This is a genomic window from Lysobacter dokdonensis DS-58 (assembly GCF_000770795.1).
GTDB lineage: Bacteria > Pseudomonadota > Gammaproteobacteria > Xanthomonadales > Xanthomonadaceae > Noviluteimonas > Noviluteimonas dokdonensis.
The window spans coordinates 267,438-289,392 of record NZ_JRKJ01000021.1 but is presented as its reverse complement, the minus strand read 5'-3'; the positions used below and the strand labels follow the sequence as shown (position 1 = coordinate 289,392).

General features: G+C 68.2%; 24 protein-coding genes and 1 pseudogene. 9 read left to right on the top strand and 16 right to left on the bottom strand.

The window, feature by feature from the left end:
* The 4 genes from LF41_RS14135 to LF41_RS14120 all read left to right on the top strand — a co-directional run.
* Positions 1-701 (top strand): thiol:disulfide interchange protein DsbA/DsbL (locus tag LF41_RS14135; protein WP_036170837.1); only part of this gene is annotated, 701 nt, incomplete at its 5' end.
* Positions 702-745: 44 nt separating this feature from the next.
* Positions 746-1,483 (top strand): endonuclease/exonuclease/phosphatase family protein, encoded by a 738-nt coding sequence (locus LF41_RS14130; protein ID WP_036171040.1) that lies wholly within the window; start codon positions 746-748, stop codon positions 1,481-1,483.
* Between the two features lie 60 nt (positions 1,484-1,543).
* The gene (locus tag LF41_RS14125) at positions 1,544-3,541 is read left to right on the top strand and encodes a lytic transglycosylase domain-containing protein (RefSeq protein ID WP_036170835.1); all 1,998 of its coding nucleotides are present in this window, start codon (positions 1,544-1,546) and stop codon (positions 3,539-3,541) included.
* A gap of 16 nt (positions 3,542-3,557) precedes the next feature.
* Positions 3,558-4,796, top strand: coding sequence for a multifunctional CCA addition/repair protein (locus tag LF41_RS14120; protein ID WP_036170833.1), 1,239 nt, complete (start codon positions 3,558-3,560; stop codon positions 4,794-4,796).
* Here LF41_RS14120 and LF41_RS14115 read toward each other — a convergent pair.
* Positions 4,772-5,194 (bottom strand): VanZ family protein, encoded by a 423-nt coding sequence (locus tag LF41_RS14115; RefSeq protein ID WP_052116461.1) that lies wholly within the window; start codon positions 5,192-5,194, stop codon positions 4,772-4,774. The two genes, LF41_RS14120 and LF41_RS14115, sit on opposite strands and share 25 nt — an antisense overlap.
* On the bottom strand, positions 5,194-6,414 hold the full coding sequence (locus LF41_RS14110; RefSeq protein ID WP_202594056.1) for a class I SAM-dependent methyltransferase: 1,221 nt from the start codon (positions 6,412-6,414) through the stop codon (positions 5,194-5,196). The genes LF41_RS14115 and LF41_RS14110 overlap by 1 nt, the downstream gene beginning before the upstream one ends.
* A gap of 41 nt (positions 6,415-6,455) precedes the next feature.
* Between LF41_RS14110 and LF41_RS14105 the strand changes: the two genes are divergently transcribed.
* Positions 6,456-7,196, top strand: coding sequence for a pteridine reductase (locus tag LF41_RS14105; RefSeq protein WP_036170831.1), 741 nt, complete (start codon positions 6,456-6,458; stop codon positions 7,194-7,196).
* Here LF41_RS14105 and folK read toward each other — a convergent pair.
* Genes folK through tsaD form a run of 3 tightly spaced genes read right to left on the bottom strand, consistent with a single transcriptional unit; the run spans position 7,193 to position 9,068 of the window.
* Positions 7,193-7,675: a 2-amino-4-hydroxy-6-hydroxymethyldihydropteridine diphosphokinase gene (folK, locus tag LF41_RS14100; protein ID WP_036170829.1), complete on the bottom strand. Its 483-nt coding sequence runs from the start codon at positions 7,673-7,675 to the stop codon at positions 7,193-7,195. The two genes, LF41_RS14105 and folK, sit on opposite strands and share 4 nt — an antisense overlap.
* Positions 7,672-8,028: a dihydroneopterin aldolase gene (gene folB, locus LF41_RS14095; RefSeq protein WP_036170827.1), complete on the bottom strand. Its 357-nt coding sequence runs from the start codon at positions 8,026-8,028 to the stop codon at positions 7,672-7,674. The genes folK and folB overlap by 4 nt, the downstream gene beginning before the upstream one ends.
* The gene (tsaD, locus tag LF41_RS14090) at positions 8,025-9,068 is read right to left on the bottom strand and encodes a tRNA (adenosine(37)-N6)-threonylcarbamoyltransferase complex transferase subunit TsaD (RefSeq protein ID WP_036170825.1); all 1,044 of its coding nucleotides are present in this window, start codon (positions 9,066-9,068) and stop codon (positions 8,025-8,027) included. The genes folB and tsaD overlap by 4 nt, the downstream gene beginning before the upstream one ends.
* 149 nt (positions 9,069-9,217) lie before the next feature.
* Between tsaD and rpsU the strand changes: the two genes are divergently transcribed.
* The 3 genes from rpsU to dnaG all read left to right on the top strand — a co-directional run bounded on the left by rpsU (position 9,218) and on the right by dnaG (position 11,798).
* Positions 9,218-9,433: a 30S ribosomal protein S21 gene (gene rpsU / locus LF41_RS14085; protein WP_036170822.1), complete on the top strand. Its 216-nt coding sequence runs from the start codon at positions 9,218-9,220 to the stop codon at positions 9,431-9,433.
* Positions 9,434-9,574: 141 nt separating this feature from the next.
* The gene (locus tag LF41_RS14080; protein WP_036170819.1) at positions 9,575-10,024 is read left to right on the top strand and encodes a GatB/YqeY domain-containing protein; all 450 of its coding nucleotides are present in this window, start codon (positions 9,575-9,577) and stop codon (positions 10,022-10,024) included.
* A gap of 49 nt (positions 10,025-10,073) precedes the next feature.
* On the top strand, positions 10,074-11,798 hold the full coding sequence (gene dnaG / locus LF41_RS14075; RefSeq protein WP_036170817.1) for a DNA primase: 1,725 nt from the start codon (positions 10,074-10,076) through the stop codon (positions 11,796-11,798).
* A gap of 6 nt (positions 11,799-11,804) precedes the next feature.
* Here the strand turns inward: dnaG and LF41_RS14070 are convergent, their stop codons facing one another.
* The 5 genes from LF41_RS14070 to LF41_RS14050 all read right to left on the bottom strand — a co-directional run bounded on the left by LF41_RS14070 (position 11,805) and on the right by LF41_RS14050 (position 16,629).
* Positions 11,805-12,788, bottom strand: coding sequence for an FG-GAP repeat domain-containing protein (locus LF41_RS14070; RefSeq protein ID WP_152600026.1), 984 nt, complete (start codon positions 12,786-12,788; stop codon positions 11,805-11,807).
* A gap of 443 nt (positions 12,789-13,231) precedes the next feature.
* Entirely contained in the window at positions 13,232-14,158 is a 927-nt protein-coding gene (locus LF41_RS14065; RefSeq protein ID WP_036171031.1) for a heme o synthase, read from the bottom strand.
* Between the two features lie 5 nt (positions 14,159-14,163).
* Positions 14,164-15,324 (bottom strand): COX15/CtaA family protein, encoded by a 1,161-nt coding sequence (locus tag LF41_RS14060; protein ID WP_052116460.1) that lies wholly within the window; start codon positions 15,322-15,324, stop codon positions 14,164-14,166.
* Between the two features lies 1 nt (position 15,325).
* The gene (locus LF41_RS14055; protein WP_052116459.1) at positions 15,326-15,919 is read right to left on the bottom strand and encodes an SH3 domain-containing protein; all 594 of its coding nucleotides are present in this window, start codon (positions 15,917-15,919) and stop codon (positions 15,326-15,328) included.
* Positions 15,916-16,629, bottom strand: a complete 714-nt coding sequence (locus LF41_RS14050) for an SURF1 family protein (protein WP_036170810.1) — start codon at positions 16,627-16,629, stop codon at positions 15,916-15,918. The genes LF41_RS14055 and LF41_RS14050 overlap by 4 nt, the downstream gene beginning before the upstream one ends.
* A gap of 54 nt (positions 16,630-16,683) precedes the next feature.
* Between LF41_RS14050 and LF41_RS14045 the strand changes: the two genes are divergently transcribed.
* On the top strand, positions 16,684-16,908 hold the full coding sequence (locus LF41_RS14045) for a twin transmembrane helix small protein (protein ID WP_036170806.1): 225 nt from the start codon (positions 16,684-16,686) through the stop codon (positions 16,906-16,908).
* A gap of 82 nt (positions 16,909-16,990) precedes the next feature.
* Here the strand turns inward: LF41_RS14045 and LF41_RS14040 are convergent, their stop codons facing one another.
* The 6 genes and pseudogenes from LF41_RS14040 to LF41_RS14020 all read right to left on the bottom strand — a co-directional run.
* Positions 16,991-17,872, bottom strand: a complete 882-nt coding sequence (locus LF41_RS14040; RefSeq protein ID WP_036170804.1) for a cytochrome c oxidase subunit 3 — start codon at positions 17,870-17,872, stop codon at positions 16,991-16,993.
* 25 nt (positions 17,873-17,897) lie between these two features.
* Positions 17,898-18,500: a cytochrome c oxidase assembly protein gene (locus LF41_RS14035; RefSeq protein ID WP_036170802.1), complete on the bottom strand. Its 603-nt coding sequence runs from the start codon at positions 18,498-18,500 to the stop codon at positions 17,898-17,900.
* Positions 18,497-18,637, bottom strand: a complete 141-nt coding sequence (locus LF41_RS17155; protein WP_202594055.1) for a hypothetical protein — start codon at positions 18,635-18,637, stop codon at positions 18,497-18,499. The genes LF41_RS14035 and LF41_RS17155 overlap by 4 nt, the downstream gene beginning before the upstream one ends.
* 27 nt (positions 18,638-18,664) lie before the next feature.
* Positions 18,665-20,287, bottom strand: coding sequence for a cytochrome c oxidase subunit I (ctaD, locus tag LF41_RS14030; RefSeq protein ID WP_036170800.1), 1,623 nt, complete (start codon positions 20,285-20,287; stop codon positions 18,665-18,667).
* 59 nt (positions 20,288-20,346) lie between these two features.
* Entirely contained in the window at positions 20,347-21,351 is a 1,005-nt protein-coding gene (gene coxB, locus LF41_RS14025) for a cytochrome c oxidase subunit II (RefSeq protein WP_036170798.1), read from the bottom strand.
* A 42-nt stretch (positions 21,352-21,393) separates the two neighbouring features.
* Positions 21,394-21,865 (bottom strand): annotated as a pseudogene (locus tag LF41_RS14020) (DUF2244 domain-containing protein); the annotation flags it as partial.
* Positions 21,866-21,955: the final 90 nt, after the last annotated feature.

Sequence of the window (21,955 nt, the reverse complement as noted above, 5' to 3'; positions counted from 1 at the left end):
AACCCGCCGCCAGCACCTCGGCCGCCCCCGTCGCCGCGTCCACCGGCGCACCCGCGCCGAACGCCGCCGCCGACGCCGCCGCGCAACAGGCGATGGCCGCCGATGCCTCCGGCCTCGTCGAAGGCACCGACTACGTCGCCATCAAGGGCGGCGAACCGTGGAAGCCGCTCAACGGCAAGATCGAAGTCGTCGAAGTCTTCGGCTACGTCTGCCCGGCGTGCGCCGCGTTCGACCCGCTGGTGTCCGCATGGAAGTCCAAGCTGCCCGGCGATGTGCGCTTCTCCTACGTGCCCGCGCCGTTCGGCCCGGAGTGGACGCCGTACGCCAAGGCCTTCTACGTCGCCGAGTCGATGAACCTGGTCGACCGCTCGCATTCGGCGCTCATCCGCGAGATCCACGTGACGCAGACGATGCCGGGCGAAGGCGACCCCGTGGACGAACAGGCGATCGCGAACTTCTACGGCAAGTACGGCGCCAACCCGAAGGACTTCCTCAGCACGATGAACTCCTTCTCGGTGAACGCGCAGGTCATGAAGGGCCGCCAGTTCATGATCCGCTCGGGCGCCAACAGCACGCCGACGCTGATCGTCAACGGCAAGTACAAGGTCACCGGCAACAGCTTCGAGGACATGCTGCGCATCGCCAGCGGCCTGATCGCGAAGGAACGCGCGGCGGGCGCCACCGCCCCGTCGCAGGGCTGATCGCAGGACACCACGCAGGGACGATGTCGCACAAACGCCTCAAGCTGCTCAGCGCCAATATCCAGGCCGGGTCGAGTACCCGGCGTTACGCGGATTACGCGACGCGCAGCTGGTCGCACGTGCTGCCCGCGGGCAACAAGCGCGGCAGCCTCGATGCGATCGCGCAACTGGCGGGCACGCACGACATCGTCGGCCTCAACGAAAGCGACCCCGGGAGCCTGCGCTCGGGGTTCACCAACCAGACGCACTACCTCGCGCAACGCGGGGGCTTCGCGTACTGGAGCCACCAGCCCAACCGCAACGTCGGCGGGTTCGCCTCCAGCGCGAACGGGCTGTTGTCGAAACTCGAACCGGTCGAAGTGCACGACCATCCCCTGCCCGGCCGCGTGCGCGGGCGCGGCGTGCTGCTCGCGCATTTCGGCAACGGCGACGACGGCCTGACGGTGGCGGTGGCGCATCTGTCGCTCGGCGCGGGCTCGCGCGCCTCGCAACTGTCCTTCATCGCCGAACTGCTGCACGACCACCCGCACGCGATCCTGATGGGGGACTTCAACTGCGACCCGGACCGGCCGGAAATGCAGCAGCTGTACAAGCGCACGCGCCTGCAGCCGCCGGCGCTGTGCGTGCCGACCTTCCCCAGCTGGCGGCCGCAGCGCGCGATCGACCACATCCTCACCACCGCGGACCTGCAGGTCGCGAAGATGGAAGCGTTCGCGGCGGCGTATTCGGACCACCTGGCGATCGCCGCGGAGATCGACGTGCCCGAGCACGCGCTGCGCTGAGCGATTCACGAAGCCTCGGCTATAGTCGGCCCAGGTGTTCGTCTCCCCCAACGGATCGCCATGTTGCGACATTCGCTGCCGCTGTTCGCCTGCCTGTTGTGTTGCGCATCTTCGCCGTCTGCCTTCGCGCAGCAGGGCCGGATCGTGCCGCCACCGCTGCGCAATGCACCGATCCTGGTGATCCCGCAGCGCGACCAGATCCGCGAAGCGTTGAGCGCCGCCGACCGTGGCACGCTCTCCGCCGAACAATCCGCCGCCGTCGCCAACCATCCGCTCGCGGGCTGGGTGGAATTCGCGCAGCTCAAGCGCGACATCGACAGCACGCCGGCGCCGCGCGCGCAGGCATTCCTGCAGAAATACAAAGGGCAGGCGCTCGAAGGCGCGTTCCGCGAACTGTGGCTGGCGGCCACGGCGCGCCGCGAGGACTGGCCGGCGTTCCGCAGCGCGTGGAAACCATCGGTCAAGGACGATGGCCTGCGCTGCGCGGAGCTCGAAGCGCGCGCCGCCACGGGCGCGGCCGACGCGCAATGGATCGCGGACGCGCAGGCGATGTGGCGCAGTACGGGCAAGCCCTTGCCTGCGACGTGCGATGCGCCGTTCTCGCTGCTCGCCTCGAAGGGCGGATTGCCCGCAACGCTGCGGTGGGAACGCATCGAGGCCGCGGCGAAGGAATGGGAACCCGCCGTGATGCGCAGCGCCGCGCGCGGTTTGCCGGCGGAGGACTTGGCGCTCGCCAACGATTACGCCGCGTTCTTCGAAGCGGTGCATGACCGCGCGCTCACCTGGCCCAAGACGCCACGCAGCCGCCTGATGGCCTCGCAAGGCCTCGCGCGCCTGGCCAAGTCGGTGCCGATGCTCGTCGACACGCAACTGCCGAAGTTCGCGAGCGCGTTGCAGTTCACCGAGGAAGACCGCGCGCGTCCGCTGTACCAGGCCGCATTGTGGACGGTGGCCTCCTACGAACCCGATTCCGCGCGCCGCCTCAACGCGGTGCCCGCGAGCGCGTACGACGATCGCCTGCACGAGTGGCGCGTGCGCGAAGCACTCTCGCGCAGCGATTGGCCCGCGGCGCTCGCGGGCATCCGCAAGATGGGCGACAAGCAGCGCGGAGATTCGCGCTGGACGTATTTCCAGGCGCGGTTGACCGAAATCACGGGAGACAAGGCGGGCGCGCAGGCGTTGTATCGGCAGGCGGCGCGCAAGCCGGAATTCCACGGCTTCCTCGCGGCCGATCGCATCGGCGAGCCGTACGCGTTGTGCCCGGTCGACGTCGCGCTCGGCACGCCGCAGCAGGCGGCCATCGCGCGCGACCCCGCCATCGTGCGCGCGTTGGCGCTCTACCAGGCAGACCGCCCCGGCTGGGCGCAACGCGAGTGGGATGATGCGCTCTCGCGTTTCGACGACACGCAACGGCGCCTCGCCGTCGCGGTCGCGCAGGACCACGGGTGGTTCGATCGCGCCGTGTTCGCGCTCGGCAAGCGGCCCGAGGAAACGCGCATGTACGGCTTGCGCTTTCCGTTGCACCACGACGCCACCATCCGCCGCGAGGCGACGAAGAACGGGCTCGACCCGGCGTGGGTCGCCGCCGAGATCCGCGCCGAGAGCGTGTTCAATCCGAACGCGCGCTCGGGCGCGAACGCGATGGGCCTGATGCAGGTGGTGCCCGCCACGGGCCTGGCCACTGCGCGCCGCATCGGCCTGGCCTGGAACGGGCCGCAGACCTTGTACGACCCCGATGCGAACATCGCCATCGGCACCGCGTATCTGCGACAGCTCTACGACAAGTACGGCCCGCCCTACATGGTCCTCGCCGGTTACAACGCCGGGCCCGCGCCACTCGCGCGCTGGAAGGCGCAGCGCCCCGGCATGGATCCGGATTTCTGGATCGAGACCATCAGCTACAAGGAAACGCGCGAGTACGTCGCGCGCGTGCTCGCCTTCAGCGTGATCTACGACTGGCGCCTCAACGGCGACGCCGCCCCGGTGAGCGACCGCATGCGCGGCAGCGCCGGGAAGCGCAAGGCCTTCGCCTGCCCGGCCGCGACGCCCGCGAACTAGACATAGAATCGCGCCGATGGAGACTTATCTCGTCGGCGGTGCGGTGCGGGATCGCTTGCTCGGGCTGCCGGCGGGCGACCGTGATTTCGTCGTCGTCGGCGCCACGCAGGAACAGATGCTCGCCCGGGGGTTCAAGGGGGTCGGGCGCGACTTCCCGGTCTTCCTGCATCCGCAGACGGGCGAGGAGTACGCACTCGCGCGCACCGAGCGCAAATCCGGCCGCGGCTATCGCGGTTTCGTCGTCGATGCCGATCCGGGCGTGACGCTCGAGGAAGACCTGCAGCGCCGCGACTTCACGATCAACGCGATCGCGCAGCGCGACGACGGCACGCTCGTCGATCCCTGGCATGGCGCGCGCGACCTCGAGCATCGCGTGCTGCGGCACGTGGGCCCCGCGTTCGTCGAAGATCCCTTGCGCGTGTTGCGCGCGGCGCGGTTCATGGCGCGCTTCGCGGCCCTGGGCTTCACCGTCGCGCCCGAGACGATGACGCTAATGCGGCAGATCGTGGCGTCGGGCGAGATGGCCGACCTCGTACCCGAACGCGTGTGGCAGGAACTCGTGCGCGCACTGGCGTCGAAAACGCCTTCGGCGTTCCTGCGCACGTTGCGCGAATGCGGCGCCCTGGCCGTCGTGTTGCCCGAGATCGACGCGTTGTACGGCGTGCCGCAGCGCGCGGAGTACCACCCGGAAGTCGATACGGGCGTGCATATCGAACTGGTCTGCGACATGGCCGCCCGCCTGGCGCCCGGCGATGCGGTCGTCGGTTTCGCGGCGCTCGTGCACGATCTCGGCAAGGCGCTGACGCCCGAGGACGTGCTGCCGAAGCACCTGGGCCACGAACACGCGGGCCTCGCGCCCCTGCGCGCGCTATGCGATCGGTTGAAGGTGCCCTTCCAGCATCGCGACCTGGCGAAGATCGCGTGCCGCGAGCATCTCAACGTGCATCGCCTGCTCGAATTGCGCGACCGCACCGTGCACGAGTTGCTGCAACGCTGCGACGGCTTCCGCCAACCGGCGCGCATCGCGCAACTCGGCCTGGTGTGCGAAGCCGACAAGCGCGGGCGCGCGGGATTGCAGGACGTCGCCTATCCGCAGCGCGAGGAACTGATGCGGTTGCTCGACGTCGCGCAATCGGTGCGCGCGGCGGACGTGGCGCGCGAAGGACTCGAAGGCCCGGCGTTGGGCGAAGCGTTGGCGAAGGCGCGCATCCGCGCGATCGGTGCCGCGCGTCAGCGCCGCGAAGACGCCTCGTAACGCTGGTCCGCCCGCAACAGCGCATCGCGCAGCGGCGTCAGTGCGCTCGCAGCGCCCAACACAACTCCGCACGTATTCGCGACCGCATCCATCGCGTCCATCGCGCGCGTCGTCGTCAGCACGTCCTGAGCGACTTCGATCCCGACGCCGAGCGCCACGAGGAACACCGCCGCGGCGGTCAACGCGCGCCACCCCGCGAACACCTGCACGGCCATCGCCGCCAGGATCGCGTAGCCCAGCAGATGTTCGATCTTGTCGCTGCCCGCCGGCAGGTCCGGGAGCAACAACGCCGGCAGCAGCGACCCGACGATCACCACCGCGATCATGCCCCACCAGATCCCGAGCCACCGCTGCGGCCGCGCGAAAGGCTTCGCGGCCCGCGACCCCGGCCAGCGCATCACAAGCGCCAGCTCAGGTCGCCGACGAGGAAGGCCGCGCCGAATTCGACATCGCGCTGGAAGCCCATCGCCTGGAAGCGTTCGCCCATTTCGCCGGGCAAGGTGAGGTGCTTGGCTTCCTGCCGGAGGCGATAGCGTTGCGCTTCGTCGTGCGCGCGCGCTTCGGCGGCGGCGAGGTTGTGCTCGAGCCGGTTGCCGATGAGGAAACTGCCCTGCGTGCAATAACCGGCGAGGTCGAAGCCGGCACCCGTGCCCGCTTCGGCAAGCGCGGTGAAATCCACCGACGCGGTGATGTCCTGCAAACCCGGCAACGCATACACGTCCTCCACCATGCGATGGCGGCGGAACGCGCGCAGCGTGCCGTTGGTGCGTTGCGCGGAATAGAACTCGCGGCGTGGATACCCGTAATCGATGAACAACATCGCGCCACTGCGCAATCCGCCGATCACCGCCTGGATCCAGTACGGCAACTGCGGCAACAGTTCGGAGCGATAGCCGTCGGGGAACGGTTCGTCGCGCTGGCGTTCGACATGGCGCACCGCGGCGGCGAGCAGTGCATCGGCCGGGCGGTCGGTGCGGATGAAGCGGCCTTCGCCATCGAGCGCGACGTGTTCTTCGAACACTTCGCCGTCGCGCAGCGTGAAGCGCGGCGTCGGCAGCGCATCGATCACCTCGTTGGCGAACAGCACGCCGCTCCACGCGTCCTGCGGCGGCGCATCGAGCCATTCGACCAGGTCGTAGAGCAACGGGTTGAGCCGTTCGCGCAAGCGCTCCTGTTGACGTTGGCGCAGGTCGGCGCTGGGCTCGAGGATCGCGTAGCGCGCGGGTAGCGCGTCGGCCGCGAGGAGTTTCTTCAGTGCGACTTCGGCGAAGGCGCCGCTGCCGCCACCGAGCTCGACGATGTCCGCCTGCGGGCCCAACTGCTGCAACACCGGCGCGAAGCTGTCGGCCGCGCACGCGGCGAACAACGGGCCGAGTTCCGGCGCGGTGACGAAGTCGCCGCTGGCGCCGAACTTGGTCGCGCCCGCGCTGTAATAGCCCAGCCCCGGTGCGTAGAGGCTCAGCTCCATGAAGCGCGAGAACGGGATCGCGCCGCCCGCGCCATGGATGTGTGCCTGGAGGGCGGTGCGCAGGCGCTCGCTGTGGGCGAGCGCGTCGGCGTCGGGCGCGGGGAGGGCGGCGTGTGATTCCGGCGTTGCGGACATGGACGGCAAATACATCGACAATGCCGGCAGGATAGCCGGAAGGACCGCAAGCGCCCATGACGATCGCCCGTCCCGTCGCCCTGATCACCGGCAGCGCCCGCCGCCTGGGCGCGGCCATCGTGCGCCGGCTGCATGCGGACGGGTTCGACGTCGCGATCCACTGCCATGCCTCGCGCGATGCCGCCGACGCGCTCGCCGCCGAACTCGATGGGGCACGCAAGGGCTCCACGCTTGTTTTGCAGGCCGACCTCGCGCAGTTCGATCGCCTCCCCGAACTGATCGCCCACACGATCGGCCGCTTCGGCCGCCTCGATGCGCTGGTGAACAACGCTTCGTCGTTTTTCGCCACGCCCGTCGGCCAGGCGACGCTCGACCAGTGGGATGCGCTGTTCAACGCCAATGCGCGCGCGCCGTTCTTCCTCTCGCAAGCCGCCGCCCCGCATCTGCGGATGACGCAAGGCGCCATCGTGAACATGGCCGACATCTACGCCGAGCGGCCGCTGCGCTCGCACACGCTCTACGGCATGAGCAAGGCCGCGCTGGTGCACATGACGGGCGCGCTCGCGCTGGAACTGGCGCCGCAGGTGCGCGTCAACGCGATCGCGCCCGGCGCGATCCTGTGGCCCGACGACGGCAAGGACGATGCAGCCAAGCAGGCGATGCTCGACCGCACGCCGCTGCATCGCACGGGCACGCCGGAGGAAATCGCGGAGACCGTGCGCTGGTTGTTGCGCGAGGCCACGTACATGACCGGCCAGGTGGTACGCCTCGACGGCGGGCGCACACTGGAAGGCTAAAGCGCCACCGTTTCCAGCGTGTCGCCGAATTCGGGATGCGCGCGCCACAAGTCGGCCAACGAGACGTTCCGCACGGGATCGACGAACGCCGGCGCGATGTCGGCCAATGGCTTCAGCACGAAGGCATGGCGCAATTCGGGGCGCGGCAATTGCAACTGCGGGAGATCGAGCACGACATCGTCGAAATACACGAGATCGACATCGAGCGTGCGGTCGCTGAACTTCACGTGCCCGCGGATGCGGCCGTTGTCGCGTTCGAGATCGCGCAGCCATTCGACGAGCGCGAACGGATCCAGGTCCGTCTCGATGACCGCCGCGGCGTTGAGGAAATCCGGGCCCTCGAAGCCGACCGCCGGCACGCGATACACCGGCGAGACGGCGACGTCGCCGAAGCGCGCACGCAGCGCGGCGAGGGCCGAACGCAAATGCCGCTCGGGATCGACGTTGCTGCCGAGGCTGAGATACGCCTTGCTGCTCACGCGCGGCTGCGCTCGATGCGCACGCCCACCGCGCGCGCGCCGCGCACGGCGCCGGGTTTGCTCAGTTTCAGGCGCAGGCGGGCGACGGGGAATTCGGCGAGGATCAGTTCCGCGCACCGTTCCGCGAGGGTTTCCACCAGGCCGAATTCGGACGCCGACACGTACGCGATCAGGCGCTTGCTCACTGCCTTGTAGTCGAGCGTGTCCGCGATGGCGTCGGTGGCCGCGGGCTTGCGGTTGTCGAATTCCATCTCGACGTCGAACACGAGCGGTTGCCGGATGCGGCGCTCCCAATCGTAGATGCCGATCAGCGTGTCGATCTGCAGGCCTTCGATGAAGACGGAGTCGGTCATGCGGTGGTCGCGGGCGGGACGGCGGGCAACGATGCCATATCCCAGCGCGGTTGCACGTGCACTTCGCGTCCGCTGTTCTGGCCAGCCTGGAGCCGCAGCGCGCCGGCGAAGGCGATCATCGCGCCGTTGTCGGTGCACAGCGACGGACGCGGGAAGCACACGCGGCCGCCGCGCTTGTCCGCGATGGCGTGGAGTTTTTCGCGCAGGCGCTTGTTCGCGCCGACGCCGCCGGCGACGACGAGCGTGTCGCAGCCCGCCGCGTCCAGCGCGCGCTGGCACTTGATCGCGAGCGTATCGACCACCGCGTCCTCGAAGCCGCGCGCGATGTCGGCCTTCGTCGAATCGGCCTTGTCGCTGTCGCGCCAGGCCAGCAGCACCTGCGTCTTCAGGCCGCTGAAACTGAAATCCAGGCCGGGGCGATCGGTCATCGGCCGCGCGAACTTGAAGGTGCCGGGCCGGCCGGTTTCGGCGAGCTTCGCCAATTGCGGGCCGCCCGGATACGGCAGGCCCATGAGCTTGGCCGTCTTGTCGAAGGCCTCGCCCGCGGCGTCGTCGAGGGTCTCGCCCAACAGCCGGTAGCGGCCGATGGCATCGACGCCGACCAATTGCGTGTGCCCGCCGGAGACCAGCAGGGCCACGAAGGGGGGCTCCAGGTCCGGATCCTCCAGCAGGGGCGCCAGCAGGTGTCCTTCCATGTGATGGACGCCGATGGCGGGCACGTCGAGCGCCCAGGCCAGCGAACGGGCCACGCCGGCGCCCACGAGCAGCGCGCCGACCAGCCCCGGGCCCGCGGTATAGGCCACGCCGTCGAGGTCAGCGGTCGACAGGCCGGCCTCCCCCAGCGTCTGGCGGATAAGGGGCAGGAGCTTGCGGACGTGGTCGCGACTGGCCAGTTCGGGCACCACGCCGCCGTATTCGGCGTGCAGGGCGATCTGGCTGTAGACGGCGTGCGCGCGCAGGCCGTCGGGCCCCGGGCGCGCGGTGTCGTAGACGGCCACGCCGGTTTCGTCGCAGGAGGTTTCGATGCCGAGGACGCGCATGGGAGGCAGATGGGGCCCGCAAACCGTGAATTACAGTCCGCCGCGCGGTTGCGCCTGCGGAAGGGACGCGGCTATCATACGCGGCTCCCCGGGTCTGCCCGGTGGTCGTCCACTTGTGCAGCAACCCAAACAGAAGACCGAGAAACCGTATGCCGAGCGTCAAAGTCCGCGAAAACGAGCCTTTCGAGTTTGCCCTGCGCCGCTTCAAGCGCACCTGCGAGAAGGCCGGCGTACTCGCCGAGACCCGCAAGCGCGAGTTCTACGAGAAGCCGACGCAGGAACGCAAGCGCAAGGCCGCCGCCGCGGTGAAGCGCCAGGCCCGTCGCACCTCGCGCGACGTCACCAAGCGCCAGCGCCTGTACTGATCGGTCGCGGCGGCGAGTCCTCGCCCCGCCCGTTCCAGTCGCAGCATCTCGCGAAGCCGGCCGCGCCCCAAGCGCCGCCGGCTTTTCGCATTTCTGCGGCGCCCATCGCGCGATGATGCGCCGCCTCGCAAGGAGCACCCCATGAGCCTGAAGAACCAGCTGACCGACGACATGAAGGCCGCGATGAAGTCCGGCGAGAAGGAACGCCTGGGCGTCATCCGCCTGATCAACGCCGCGATCAAGCAGAAGGAAGTCGACGAGCGCGTCACCCTCGACGACGCCCAGGTCATCGCCGTCCTCGACAAGATGGTCAAGCAGCGCCGCGATTCGGTATCGCAGTACGACGCCGCGGGCCGCGAGGATCTCGCGGGCATCGAGCGCGCCGAAATCGCGATCATCGAGCACTACCTCCCGGCCCGCATGTCGGAAGCCGAGATCGAGGACGCCATCGACGCCGCGGTGCGCGAGAGCGGTGCCGCGGGCCCGGGCGACATCGGCAAGTTGATGGGCGTGCTCAAGCCGCGCCTGGCCGGCAAGGCCGACATGGGCGAGGTCTCCTCGATCGTGAAGCGCCGCCTGTCCGGCGGCTGATCGCACGCACCGGCGGCGCCCGCGCACGCCGCGTGGCATCCTCACGCAGATGGCCCGCATCCCCGACGCTTTCATCGACGACCTGCTCGCGCGCACCGATATCGTCGAGGTGATCGCCGCGCGCGTGCCGCTCAAGCGCCAGGGCAAGGAATTCGCGTCGCGTTGCCCCTTCCACGACGAACGCTCGGCGAGCTTCACCGTCTCGCCGACCAAGCAGTTCTACCACTGCTTCGGTTGCGGCGCGCACGGCACCGCGATCTCGTTCCTGATGAACTACGACCGCCTCGAATTCCTCGACGCGGTCGACGAGCTCGCAAAGCGCGTCGGGATGGAAATCCCGCGCGACACGCGGCAGAAGAACGAAAACCACGACACCACCGATCTGTTCGCCGCACTGGATGCGGCGGCGAAGTTCTTCCGCAAGCACCTGGCGGGCAGCGACAAGGCGCGGGCCTATGTCGAAAAACGCGGCATTGCACCGGAGATCGCCGAGCGTTACGGCATCGGTTACGCGCCCGATGGCTTCAATGCGTTGCGCGATGCGCTCGGCACGGATCAGCGCCGCATGCAGTTGCTCGAGCGCGGCGGGATGTTCTCGAAGAACGACAAGGGCCACGTCTACGACAAATTCCGCGACCGGCTGATGTTTCCCATCGCCGACCGCCGCGGGCGCACGATCGCCTTCGGCGGACGCGTGCTCGATCCCGAGGATTCGCCGAAATACCTCAACTCGCCGGAGACCGCGCTCTTCCACAAGGGCCGCGAGTTGTACGGCCTGTGGCAGGCGCGCCAGGTCAACAGCAAGCTCGACCGGCTCATCGTCGTCGAGGGGTACATGGACGTCGTCGCGCTCGCGCAGTACGGCGTGTCGCAGGCGGTCGCCACGCTCGGCACGGCGACCACGCCGGACCACGCGGAACTGTTGTTCCGCAACGCGGCCGACGTGTTCTTCTGTTTCGACGGCGACCGCGCGGGTCGCGGCGCGGCGTGGAAGGCACTCGAATCGGTGTTGCCGCGCATGAAGGACGGCCGCCAGGCCTTCTTCCTCTTCCTGCCCGACGGCGAGGATCCCGACACCATCGTGCGCAAGGAGGGCAGCGACGGGTTCGATGCGCGCTTGCGCCAGGCGATGCCGCTGTCGGAGTTCTTCTATTCGCAGATGAGCGCGGACGTGAACCTGGGCAGCCTCGACGGCAAGGCGCGTTTGGCCGAGCGCTGCAAGCCGCTGCTCGCGCAGATCCCCGACGGTGCGTTCGGCGATCTGATGAAGCAGCGCCTGACCGAACTCACCGGCGTCGGTGCACGCGCGAGCGGGCCGGAAACGCACGTGCCGGCACAGCGCGCGCGCAATGCACCGAACGTCCCCGCCCCCAAGCGGAGCCTGGTGCGCAGCGCGATCGCCTTGTTGCTGGCGCAGCCGTCGGTCGCGCTCGCGCTGGAGCCGCCCTATCGTTTCGCCGCGTTGCGCCAGCCCGGCGTCGAGTTGTTGTCGGAACTCGTCGCCCTGGTGCGCGAGCGTCCCGACATCCGCACCGGCGGCGTGCTCGAGCATTTCGGCGAACGCGAAGAGGCCGCGGCCCTGCACAAGCTCGCCACGCAATCGTTGCCTGGCGACGAAGGCATGTGGCAGACCGAATTCCTCGACACGATGGCGCAACTGGAAAAGCAGACGGTGCAGCAACGCATCGACGAACTGCAGGCGAAGAAGCAGGCCGGCGCCCTCGACGACCAGGACAAGGACGAGCTGCGCGGTTTGCTGATGACGCGCGCCTGAGCCTGGTCAGTAGGGATACGGCGGCGGGTACGGCGGCGGCATCGGTGGCGGTTCGGGCGGCGCGGCCGGTGCGTCGAATTCGCCCGCGCCCACGACGCTCCATTGCGCACTCGCCACCGTTGCGCACGGCGCCTGCGTCCCCGCCAGTCCACTGAGCCACACCGTGTCCTGGCCCGTTGCGGTGTTGCGCCACAACACGTCGGCACGCGCGTCGCCGTTGAAGTCGCCAGTAGCGGCGATGCGCCACGCCATGTTGGGTACGCTGGCCAGGCGCTGCGTCGTGAAGGTGCTCGGATACGCGCTGTGCCAGACGATGTTTTCGCCCGTCGCGGTGTTGCGCCACAGCAGGTCGTCGCCACCATCGCCGCCGAAATCGCCAATGCCCGCGATGGTCCACGCCGGATTGCCGACCGATGCGATCGGTCGCTGCGTCGCGGCGTTCCCGCGACGCCAAGCCGTGTTGGCGCCCGTGCGCGCATTGCGCCAGAGGATGTCGTCGTAGTGGTCGAGATCGAAATCGCCGACGCCCGCGACGGTCCATCCGTTGAGTACCGAGGGCAGTGCCACCTGCGTTGCGACGTTGCCCGACCGCCAGATGCGGTTGGCTCCCGTGACCGCGTTGCGCCACAGGATGTCGGCGGCGCCGTCGTAATCGAAATCCCCTGCCCCGACGATGTCCCACGGCGCGGCCACCGTGGCCACCACGATCTGCAACTGCGCGTTGCCCATTCGCCAGATGCGGTTCTGCCCCGTGGCGGCGTTGCGCCAGAGCAGGTCCGCGACGGTGTCGCCGTCGAAGTCGGCGACCGCGGCGATGCGCCAGGCCGTGGGCACGATCGGCAACGCGACGGTTTGCGCGGCATTCGCCGATTTCCAGAGGACGGTTTGCCCGGTGGCGGTGTTGCGCCACACCAGGTCGGATTGCCCGGCATGGGCGAAGGCGGGCAACAACGCGAGCGTCATTGCAGAGCTACGCAGGAGCGTGCGCATGGGGCGTCTCCGACATCGCGCGACGATGCGCGAGTGGATGCGCGGCTGTGACGGCGTGGTTCAACCGTTGGGGCGGAAAAAGCCCCCGCAGGCAGGAGTACCGGAAGTGCTTGGCACGCACGGTCGCGTGCCGGGCGCCTCCGGCGCCTCCTGCCTGCGCAGGAGTTCGATGCGGGTTACGCCGGCGCGCTGGCCAGCGCCCAGGACACGGCGGCGCAGAGGATGAAGAAGAGCAGCACGCGCGCGCTGCGTTCACTGCGGTCGGCGTTGCGGTCGGATTGCATGTTGGAATCCCCTAATTCCGGAAGCCGATAGTTGGCGTGCGGGCAACAGGGGTTTGGGCCGTGCGTCACAACGCGCGCGTCCGCGGCCCGCACGGTGCGGCAATTGCGGAGTGCGTCGCGATGTAACGCGACGCAGGGCGCAGTTTCAGCGCCGGGGGATCAGCGGAAGGCGACCGGCTGGAAGTCGAGCGCCGAACCCGGCTGCAGCCAGGGCATCAGCCAATGGTCGAGCAGCAGGAAGGCGAACAGCGCCATCAGGTACACGACCGAGTACTGGAACGTGCGCATCGCGAAGAACTCGTCCGGCGGATCGAGCAGCCGCCACGCGTGCCAGAGGAAGACCGACCCGAGCACGACCGCGCCGCCGATGTAGAAGGTGCCGCTCATGTGCAGCGCCCACGGCAGCAACGTCGCGAGCACCAGCAGCACCGTGTAGAACAGGATCTGCCAGCGCGTGTAGGTCACGCCGTGCGTCACCGGCAACATCGGCACCATCGCCTTGGCATAGTCCTCGCGGCGGAAGATGGCCAGCGCCCAGAAATGCGGCGGCGTCCAGAGATAGATGATCAGCACGAGCGTCAGCGCGTACGCCCAATCGCTCTCGCCCGCCATGCCGGTGATCGCCGACCAGCCGAGCAACGGCGGCGCGGCGCCTGCGATGCCGCCGATCACGATGTTCTGCGGCGTCGCGCGCTTCAGCCAACCGGTGTAGACGATCGCGTAGCCGATCAGCGATGCGAAGGTCAGCGCCGCGCACAACGGATTGACGAGGAACACCAGGATCGCCATCGAGGCCACGCCCAGCGTGACCGCGAACACGACCGCCTGCGACGTGCGCAAACCGCCCGTCGGCAACGGCCGATCGTGCGTGCGCGCCATCAGCGCGTCGATGCGCTGGTCGAGCACGTGGTTGATCGCCGCCGCCGATGCCGCCGCCAGCCAGATGCCGAGCAGACCGAACACCGTTTCCTTCCACGGCGGCAACCCCGGAACCGCGAGGAACATGCCGACGAGCGCGGTGAACACGATCAGGGCGACGACGCGCGGCTTGGTCAGCGTCCAGTATTGCGAGAGAGGCGAGCGCACGTGCGTCAACCTTCCGGCGGGCGCACGCGCGCGATCAGGGAAACCAGCACGAACAGCAGCAGCGCCGCGCCGGCGTTGTGCAGCACCGCGATGTGCAGCGGCAGGCTGAGCTTGACGTTGGCGATGCCCAGGCCGACTTGCGCGAGCAGCAGCGCGCCGAGCGTGACGCCCCACGCGAGCATCCCCGGGATGCGGATCAACCGCACCGAGAGAATCGCGAGATAGACGAACACGATGCCGGCCATGATCCGGTGCGCCATCTGGATCGCGATGCGCGATTGCCCGTCGAGCACGCCGCCTTCGTAATCCACGCCGATGCCGCGCCACAGAACGAACCCTTCGCGGAAATCCGTCGGCGGCCACCACTGGCCAACGCACTTCGGGAAATCGTTGGCGCACGCGAGCGCGGCGTAGTTCGCGCTGGTCCAGCCGCCAAGCGCGATCTGCACCGCGAGCAGCGCCACGCCCACCAGCAACAGCACGCGTACGCGCTTCGCATCGGCCAGGCGGATCGGAATGTCGGTCGCGCGCCATGCCATCCATGTCAGCAGCGCGAAGGTCAGCAGGCCGCCGAGCAGGTGTCCCATCACGACGATGGGTTTGAGCAACCACGTGACGGTCCACATGCCGAGCAATGCCTGGAAGACGATCACCATCAGCGTGAGCGCGGCCGTGCGCGCGAGATCGGCGTTCGACCAGCGCAAGGCCGCGATCAACAGCAGGGCCTCGCCGGCGACGGCGAATACCGACGCCGCGACATGCTGCCCGTGCATGTACAGCGGAATGCCGATGCCGACCAGCAGCGATGCGAGCAGCACCTGCGCGATGCCGAACCGGCGGCGGCGCGCGGCGAGCAGCGCGAGCGCGAGTACGACCAGCCCGAGCGACCCGGCGAGCATGCGGTGCAGCTGTTCACGCCACGCCTTGTGCGGTTCGACGGCGCGGATGGCGGTGGCGGCATGGTCGGCCGCCTCGTTGGCATGCTGCGGCCACGCGGCGCGGCCGTAACACGTCGGCCAATCCGGGCAGCTCAGGCCCGCGTTCGACAGGCGAACGAAACTGCCGAACACGATCACGCCGAGCGCGAGCACGACGGCGAGCCACGCCAGGCGATGGAAGTTGCGATGGATGCCGTGGCGGACGACAGCCGAAGCGCTGGACACCATCTCAGTTCACCTTGAGCAGGCGGGACAGGTCGGTCCGCACGTTCCCGGGGTCGGATCCGGGAGCGTAGCGCAGAACGACGAAACCATTGGGATCGAGCACGTAGACCGGCATGCCGGCCGGATCCTGCGAACGCGGCAGGCCGTCGCGCAGCGCATCGCTCGGGCGCAGGACGCGCAACGTCGCCGGGCGCGGGCCCTTCGCCGGCAACGCGCCGACCCACAGCACGTGCACGCGGTCGGCATCCTTGCCCGAGAGCTGCCACACCTTGTCCAGGTCGGTGAGCAGGCGCTCGCATTTCGCGGCGTTGGTGGTGTCGCAACGGTCGGCCAACGCGAGGATGCGCCACGTGCGTTCCGCATCGCGCCAGCGATACGGGCTGCCGTCGGCGAGCGTGGGCGTGACGCCGCGCAGGTCGCCGTAGGGCTGGAGGAATTCCCCCTTGTTCTTCGAGCCCTCGGGCCGCCAGCCGGAGAAGCGCAGCAATCCGGCGAGCACGAGCCCGCCGAAGAACAGCACGAAGATGCCGACGAGCATCCAGCGATTGCGGTTGCGCGTGGCCGTGTCGATGGAGCGATGTTCGCGGGGGGCGTTCATGCGTGGCGTTTTTTCTTGCGAATGGAAAGGACGAGCGCGGTGGTGAAGACGGCGAGGCAAAGCGCCCACCATTGGACCGCGTAGCCGAGGTGGCGTTCGGGGGGCAGCGTGTTCGGGAGGACGTCGAGGTCGCGCGTCCAGCCTGTCTTGAGTACAGGATCGAGCTTCAGGACGTACGACGGTACCTGGCTGATCTTCGTCGCCTGGTAAATGGCATCCGGATCCAGGCGCACCATCAACCAGCGGCCGCGGTCGAGCGCCTGCATCGGCGCGCCGAGTTTCAGCCCGCTCGAAGGCGTCGGCACACTGAGGCCGCGGATGCGCATGCGGCCCGTCGGGCAATGCACGGCGGGCATGGCGCGGTTGCCGCCGACGGGCGTCCAGCCGAAATCGACCAGCCAGCGCGGCGCCGCGGCGTCGGGCTGCACGATGCAATACACGCGCACGCCGGCGCGGCCGTCGTGCATCTGGTTGTCGAGCAGCAACGTCGGCGCCAGGACTTCCGCCTCGCCGGACAGCCAGTGGATGCCGCCGATGACGTCCGACTCCAGGCCCCGGTCGCCTTCCTCGTGCAGCGCGCGCGCGACATCGGCGAGCAGCGCCTGCTTCTCCTGCATCCGCGCGTACTGCCAGAACCCCAGGCGCGCGAAGAGCGCCATGACGACCAGCGCCAGCGCCCAGCCGAACCAGAATGTCCCGCGACGGCTCACGCGTGCGTCCCGCGGCGGCGCGATAATGCCGACGACGCACAGAGGACCCGCGCCATGAGCGATTCGCTGAAGACCCTGTTGATCGTCGCTGTCCTGATACTCATCGTCTGGAACCTCGGCGCCGGGCTGTACTACATGCTGGTCGACAAGGGAACGACCAAGCGCACCGTCAACGCGTTGACCAAGCGCATCGCGCTGTCGGTCGGTCTGATCCTGTTCGTGATCCTGGCCATCTACATGGGCTGGATCGAACCGCACGGCGTCGGCCGCGCGCCCTGACCCGGGCCCGGAGACGACGCGGGCCGGCACATGGCCGGCCCGCGACGGGAATCCCTGGAACGACGCGTTCCCGCGTGCGCGCTTACAGCACGTACACGAACAGGAACAGGCCGAGCCACACCACGTCGACGAAGTGCCAGTACCAGGCCACCGCTTCGAACGCGAAGTGGTTGTCGCGGTTGAAGTGGCCCGCGGCGCAGCGGAACCAGATGATCGCGAGCATGATCGTGCCAAGCGTCACGTGCGCGCCGTGGAAACCGGTGAGCATGAAGAACGTCGAACCGTAGATGCCCGAGCCGAGCGTCAGGTTGAGTTCCTTGTAGGCGTGCATGTACTCCTCGGCCTGGAAGAACAGGAACGAGGCGCCCAGCAGCACGGTGAGCCCGAGGAACAGCAGCAGCTGCTTGCGATGGCCCGACTTCAGCGCGTGGTGCGCGATGGTGACCGTCACGCCCGAGGTGAGCAGGATCAGCGTGTTGAGCAGCGGCAGGCCCCACGCCGGGATGGTCTGGTACGCGCCGCCGATGGCGCCCGGGCCGTTGCTCGGCCAGCCGCCGGTGAAGTCCGACCACAGCACGGCGTGCGTGGCGACCTTGTGGCCTTCGCCCTGCAGCCACGGCAACGCGAACTGGCGCGCGTAGAACAGCGCACCGAAGAACGCGGCGAAGAACATCACCTCGGAGAAGATGAACCACACCATCCCCATGCGGAAGGAGGTGTCGACCTGCTTGTTGTAGAAACCGCGCAGCGACTCGCGGATGACGTCGCCGAACCACTTGAACAGGATCGCGGCCAGGAAGGCGATGCCGAGGAAGAACACCGGTTTGCCCCAGCTGACTTCGTTCAACCACTGCGCGAAACCGAGCATGGTGGTGAACAGCGCGACCGACGCGACCACCGGCCAGCGGCTGCCGTGCGGCACGTAGTAGACGTTGGTGTCGTGGGACTCGTGGGCTTGGGCCATGACGGTTTCCGGTTTCGAATGAGGCTCAGGGAGCCGCGTGCGGCAGGCTCGATGCGGCCTTCGGCGCGTTCAGCTGCGCGGTCTGGGCATCGTTCTTGAAGAAGGTATACGACAGCGTGATCGTGTTGACGTCGGCCGGCAGCGCCGGGTCGACGATGAAACGCACCGGCATCGCGCGGCCTTCGCCGGCGTCGAGTTCCTGTGCGGTGAAGCAGAAGCATTCGGTCTTGCTGAAATAGCCCGACGCGCGCGCCGGCGCCACGGACGGCACGGCATTGCCGACGATTGCGCGGTCGCTGGTGTTGCGTGCGAAGTAGCTGGCTTCGTACTGCTGGCCCGGGTGGACCTGCATCGTCGCCTGCTGCGGCTCGAAGTCCCACGGCAGCTTGGAGTTCACGCCGCCGTCGAACACCACGGTGACCGTGCGCTGCGTGTTGGCCCCGCCGTCGCGCGGCGCGGCGGCCGCTTCCTTCTCCAGGCGCACGCCGAACACCTTCTCGCAGGCGATGCGATACAGCGGCACGAGCGAGAAGGTGAAGACGAACGCGCCGAGCGCGACGCCGACCATCTTGCCGACGCCGAATTTCTTCCGGCCGTTGTCGGGCGTGTGGTTGTCGGGCGCGTTCATTGACCGAACACCCCCGACAGCAGGAACGCCAGGTACACCGCGAGCGCCACCGCGCCGATCGCCCACGCCGTCCGCAGCACGCGCTTGCGGCGTGCTGCGACTTCGTCGGCGCTCAGGGGCTTGGGGACGTCGGTCATGGCGATCACTTCAGGCACCCAGCGCCGTCAGTCGAAATCCATGTGCGCGAAGTCGCCGTGCGCCAGGTCGCCGTCCTTGATGACCGGCGGCGTGGTGAAGGTGTGGTGCGGGGCCGGCGAAGACACCGTCCATTCCAGGCCGCGCGCGCTTTCCCACACGCGGTCGGTGGCCTTGGCGCCGTTGCGCAACGAGGAGTACAGGATCGCGGCCATCATGAACGGCGTGAGGAACATGCCGAACGCGCCGATCGACGAAACCAGGTTCCAGTCCGCGAACACGACGTTGTAGTCGGGGATGCGGCGCGGCATGCCGGCCAGGCCCAGGAAGTGCTGCGGGAAGAACAGCAGGTTCACGAACACCACCGACCACCAGAAGTGGAACTTGGCGGCGGTCTCGTTGTACATGCGGCCCGTCCACTTCGGCCACCAGTAGTACACGGCGGCGATGATGGAGAACAGCGCGCCGGTCACGAGCACGTAGTGGAAGTGCGCGACGACGAAGTAGGTGTCGTGGTACTGGAAGTCCGCCGGCACGATGGCGAGCATCAGGCCCGAGAAACCGCCGATGGTGAACAGGATCACGAAGGCGATCGCCCACAGCATCGGCGACTCGAACGAGATCGAGCCCTTCCACATCGTGGTGACCCAGTTGAACACCTTCACGCCCGTCGGCACGGCGATGAGCATCGTGGCGAACATGAAGTAGATCTCGCCGCCCAGCGGCATGCCCACCGTGAACATGTGGTGCGCCCACACGATGAACGACAGGAACGCGATCGACGCGGTGGCGTACACCATCGCCTGGTAGCCGAACAGCGGCTTGCGCGAGAAGGTGGGGATGATCTCCGAGGCCACGCCGAAGGCGGGCAGGATCATGATGTAGACCTCGGGGTGCCCGAAGAACCAGAAGATGTGCTGGAACATCACCGGGTCGCCGCCGCCGGCCGCCGTGAAGAAGCTGGTGTCGAAGAAGCGGTCGGTGAGCAGCATCGTCACCGCGCCGGCGAGCACCGGCATCACCGCGATCAGCAGGAACGCGGTGATCAGCCACGTCCAGCAGAAGATCGGCATCTTCAGCAGGTCCACGCCCGGGGCGCGCATGTTGAGGATGGTGGCGATGATGTTGATCGCGCCCATGATCGAGCTGATGCCCATCATGTGGATGGCGAAGATCGCGAACGCGACGTTGCTACCGCCCTGCAGCGACAGCGGCGGGTACAGCGTCCAGCCGCCGGCGGGCGCGCCGCCCGGCAGGAACAGCGTGGACAGCAGCAGCGTGAAGGCGAACGGCATGATCCAGAAGGACCAGTTGTTCATGCGCGGCAGCGCCATGTCCGGCGCGCCGATCTGCAGCGGCACCATCCAGTTGGCCAGGCCGACGAAGGCCGGCATCACGCCGCCGAAGATCATGACCAGCGCGTGCACGGTGGTCATCTGGTTGAAGAATTCCGGGTTGACGTACTGCAGGCCCGGTTGCATCAATTCGGCGCGGATGATCACCGACATGCCCGCGCCGATGATGAACATGATGAAGGAGAACACCAGGTACAGCGTGCCGATGTCCTTGTGGTTCGTGGAGAAGAACCAGCGTTCGACAAAGGACTGCTTGTGACCGTGGTCGTCGTGGTGGACGGCGGCGTCGTGTGCCATGGCCTACCTCAGGTAATGCGTGTGAGTGCGTGGGAAAGTCGAGGACCGGTGCGTGCGCGTCAGTGCGTCACGGGCTCGGCTTTCTCGGGCGTCGGCGTGTTGCTGGGATCCGGCGTGGCCGGCTGGCGCGGGGCGATGCCCTGCGGCGAAGCCTGGATGGCGTCCACGGCGGTGGCCTGCGCGGCGGCCGGCGATGCGTTGGCCGGATTCTTCGCCTTCTGCTCGGCGAGCCAGCGCTGGTATTCGACCTTGGAAACCGCCTTCACGACGATCGGCATGAAGCCGTGGTCCTTGCCGCACAGCTCCGCGCACTGGCCGCGGTAGATGCCGGGGGTGTCGATGTCGGTCCAGGCTTCGTTGATGATCCCGGGGATCGCGTCCTGCTTCCAGCCCAGCGAGGGCACCCACCAGGCGTGGATGACGTCGTCGGCGGTGATCACGAAACGGATCTTGGTATTCACCGGCACGACGAGGACGTTGTCGACGTCGAGCAGGTAGTTGCGGTCGGCTTCGTTGGTCCAGGACGGCACCTGCTTGCTCTGGCGCATCGCGTCGCTGGACTTGGCCAGGCGGCTGGTGAACTCGACGTTTTCGCCCAGGTATTCGTACTTCCACATCCACTGGTAGCCGGTGACCTTGATGGTCATCTCGGAGTTGCGGGTGTCGTACATCGCGATGAGCTTGGCGGTGGCCGGCCACGCCATGCCCACGAGCAGGATGACCGGGACGAGCGTCCACACGATCTCCAGCTTTGTGCTGTGCGTGAAGCTGGTGTCCGGCACCGCGCCCTTCGACTTCCGGAACTTGAACATCGCGTAGAACATCGCGCCGAACACCACCAGGCCGATGATCACGCAGATCCACAGGGCGACCATGTGGGCTTCGTACGCCATCCTCGAGGAGTGCGTGACGCCCTCGCGCATGTTGAGCTGCCACGGATGCGGCGAGGACGGCTCGGCGGCCGATTGCGCGAACGCCGAGAGCGACGCCAGGAGCGCGAACGCCGCGACGGCCGCACGGGAGGCGAATGCCTTGGCGCCGGTGGAATTGAAGCCTGCTTTCATCGGTTCGAGCCCCGCAGCTGAATGCAATGTCGTGTCATGACGTCGGTGGCGCCCGGCTGGCCTCGAGCAGGGCCCGGAGGCGCTGCGCGAGTTGTTTCCGTTCACCCGGGCCGAGGAAGGCGCCGACCTCGCAGCGGACTCCGCTGGAAGACAGCACGACCGACTCACCGTCGCCTTCGACGTCCAGCCGCACCCAGACCGGATGCGCGCGGAACGCGGGCGCCGGCTGTGCCGACCTCCAGACCTCGACCGCTTCCGGCCCGATCGAAATGACCTCGCGGCGCTCTCCCAGCCGCCACAGCCATCGCAGTGCCACCGCCACGAGCGCGCTGTCGAGCAGCGCGAACGCGGGGGCGAAGACGTTGCCGCCCCACCACCCCAGGCCCGCGACCAGCCACATCGCGGCGGCCAGGGAAGCGAACAGGGCGAGGAACTGCCGGGCCGTCAGCGCCCGCGGCGGACGCAACCGCAGTTGCGCACCCGTCCCGACCCCCGACGACACCATCTCGATCATTCCGGACCGCAACCGGCGTGACGCAAAACCGGCTGCGGAAAGCGCGAAATGGTAGCCCCCGGCGACCATGCGGGGCAAGCCGCGCAGCGT

What these genes read in the sequence shown, in the direction of transcription:
- LF41_RS14125 (WP_036170835.1), top strand. Translation starts at nt 1,544, where the DNA reads ATGTTGCGACATTCGCTGCCGCTGTTCGCCTGCCTGTTGTGTTGCGCA.
- LF41_RS14120 (WP_036170833.1), top strand. Translation starts at nt 3,558, where the DNA reads ATGGAGACTTATCTCGTCGGCGGTGCGGTGCGGGATCGCTTGCTCGGG.
- LF41_RS14115 (WP_052116461.1), bottom strand. Translation starts at nt 5,194, where the DNA reads ATGCGCTGGCCGGGGTCGCGGGCCGCGAAGCCTTTCGCGCGGCCGCAG.
- LF41_RS14110 (WP_202594056.1), bottom strand. Translation starts at nt 6,414, where the DNA reads ATGTATTTGCCGTCCATGTCCGCAACGCCGGAATCACACGCCGCCCTC.
- LF41_RS14105 (WP_036170831.1), top strand. Translation starts at nt 6,456, where the DNA reads ATGACGATCGCCCGTCCCGTCGCCCTGATCACCGGCAGCGCCCGCCGC.
- folB (WP_036170827.1), bottom strand. Translation starts at nt 8,028, where the DNA reads ATGACCGACTCCGTCTTCATCGAAGGCCTGCAGATCGACACGCTGATC.
- tsaD (WP_036170825.1), bottom strand. Translation starts at nt 9,068, where the DNA reads ATGCGCGTCCTCGGCATCGAAACCTCCTGCGACGAAACCGGCGTGGCC.
- rpsU (WP_036170822.1), top strand. Translation starts at nt 9,218, where the DNA reads ATGCCGAGCGTCAAAGTCCGCGAAAACGAGCCTTTCGAGTTTGCCCTG.
- LF41_RS14080 (WP_036170819.1), top strand. Translation starts at nt 9,575, where the DNA reads ATGAGCCTGAAGAACCAGCTGACCGACGACATGAAGGCCGCGATGAAG.
- dnaG (WP_036170817.1), top strand. Translation starts at nt 10,074, where the DNA reads ATGGCCCGCATCCCCGACGCTTTCATCGACGACCTGCTCGCGCGCACC.
- LF41_RS14070 (WP_152600026.1), bottom strand. Translation starts at nt 12,788, where the DNA reads ATGCGCACGCTCCTGCGTAGCTCTGCAATGACGCTCGCGTTGTTGCCC.
- LF41_RS14060 (WP_052116460.1), bottom strand. Translation starts at nt 15,324, where the DNA reads ATGGTGTCCAGCGCTTCGGCTGTCGTCCGCCACGGCATCCATCGCAAC.
- LF41_RS14055 (WP_052116459.1), bottom strand. Translation starts at nt 15,919, where the DNA reads ATGAACGCCCCCCGCGAACATCGCTCCATCGACACGGCCACGCGCAAC.
- LF41_RS14045 (WP_036170806.1), top strand. Translation starts at nt 16,684, where the DNA reads ATGAGCGATTCGCTGAAGACCCTGTTGATCGTCGCTGTCCTGATACTC.
- LF41_RS14040 (WP_036170804.1), bottom strand. Translation starts at nt 17,872, where the DNA reads ATGGCCCAAGCCCACGAGTCCCACGACACCAACGTCTACTACGTGCCG.
- LF41_RS14035 (WP_036170802.1), bottom strand. Translation starts at nt 18,500, where the DNA reads ATGAACGCGCCCGACAACCACACGCCCGACAACGGCCGGAAGAAATTC.
- LF41_RS17155 (WP_202594055.1), bottom strand. Translation starts at nt 18,637, where the DNA reads ATGACCGACGTCCCCAAGCCCCTGAGCGCCGACGAAGTCGCAGCACGC.
- ctaD (WP_036170800.1), bottom strand. Translation starts at nt 20,287, where the DNA reads ATGGCACACGACGCCGCCGTCCACCACGACGACCACGGTCACAAGCAG.
- coxB (WP_036170798.1), bottom strand. Translation starts at nt 21,351, where the DNA reads ATGAAAGCAGGCTTCAATTCCACCGGCGCCAAGGCATTCGCCTCCCGT.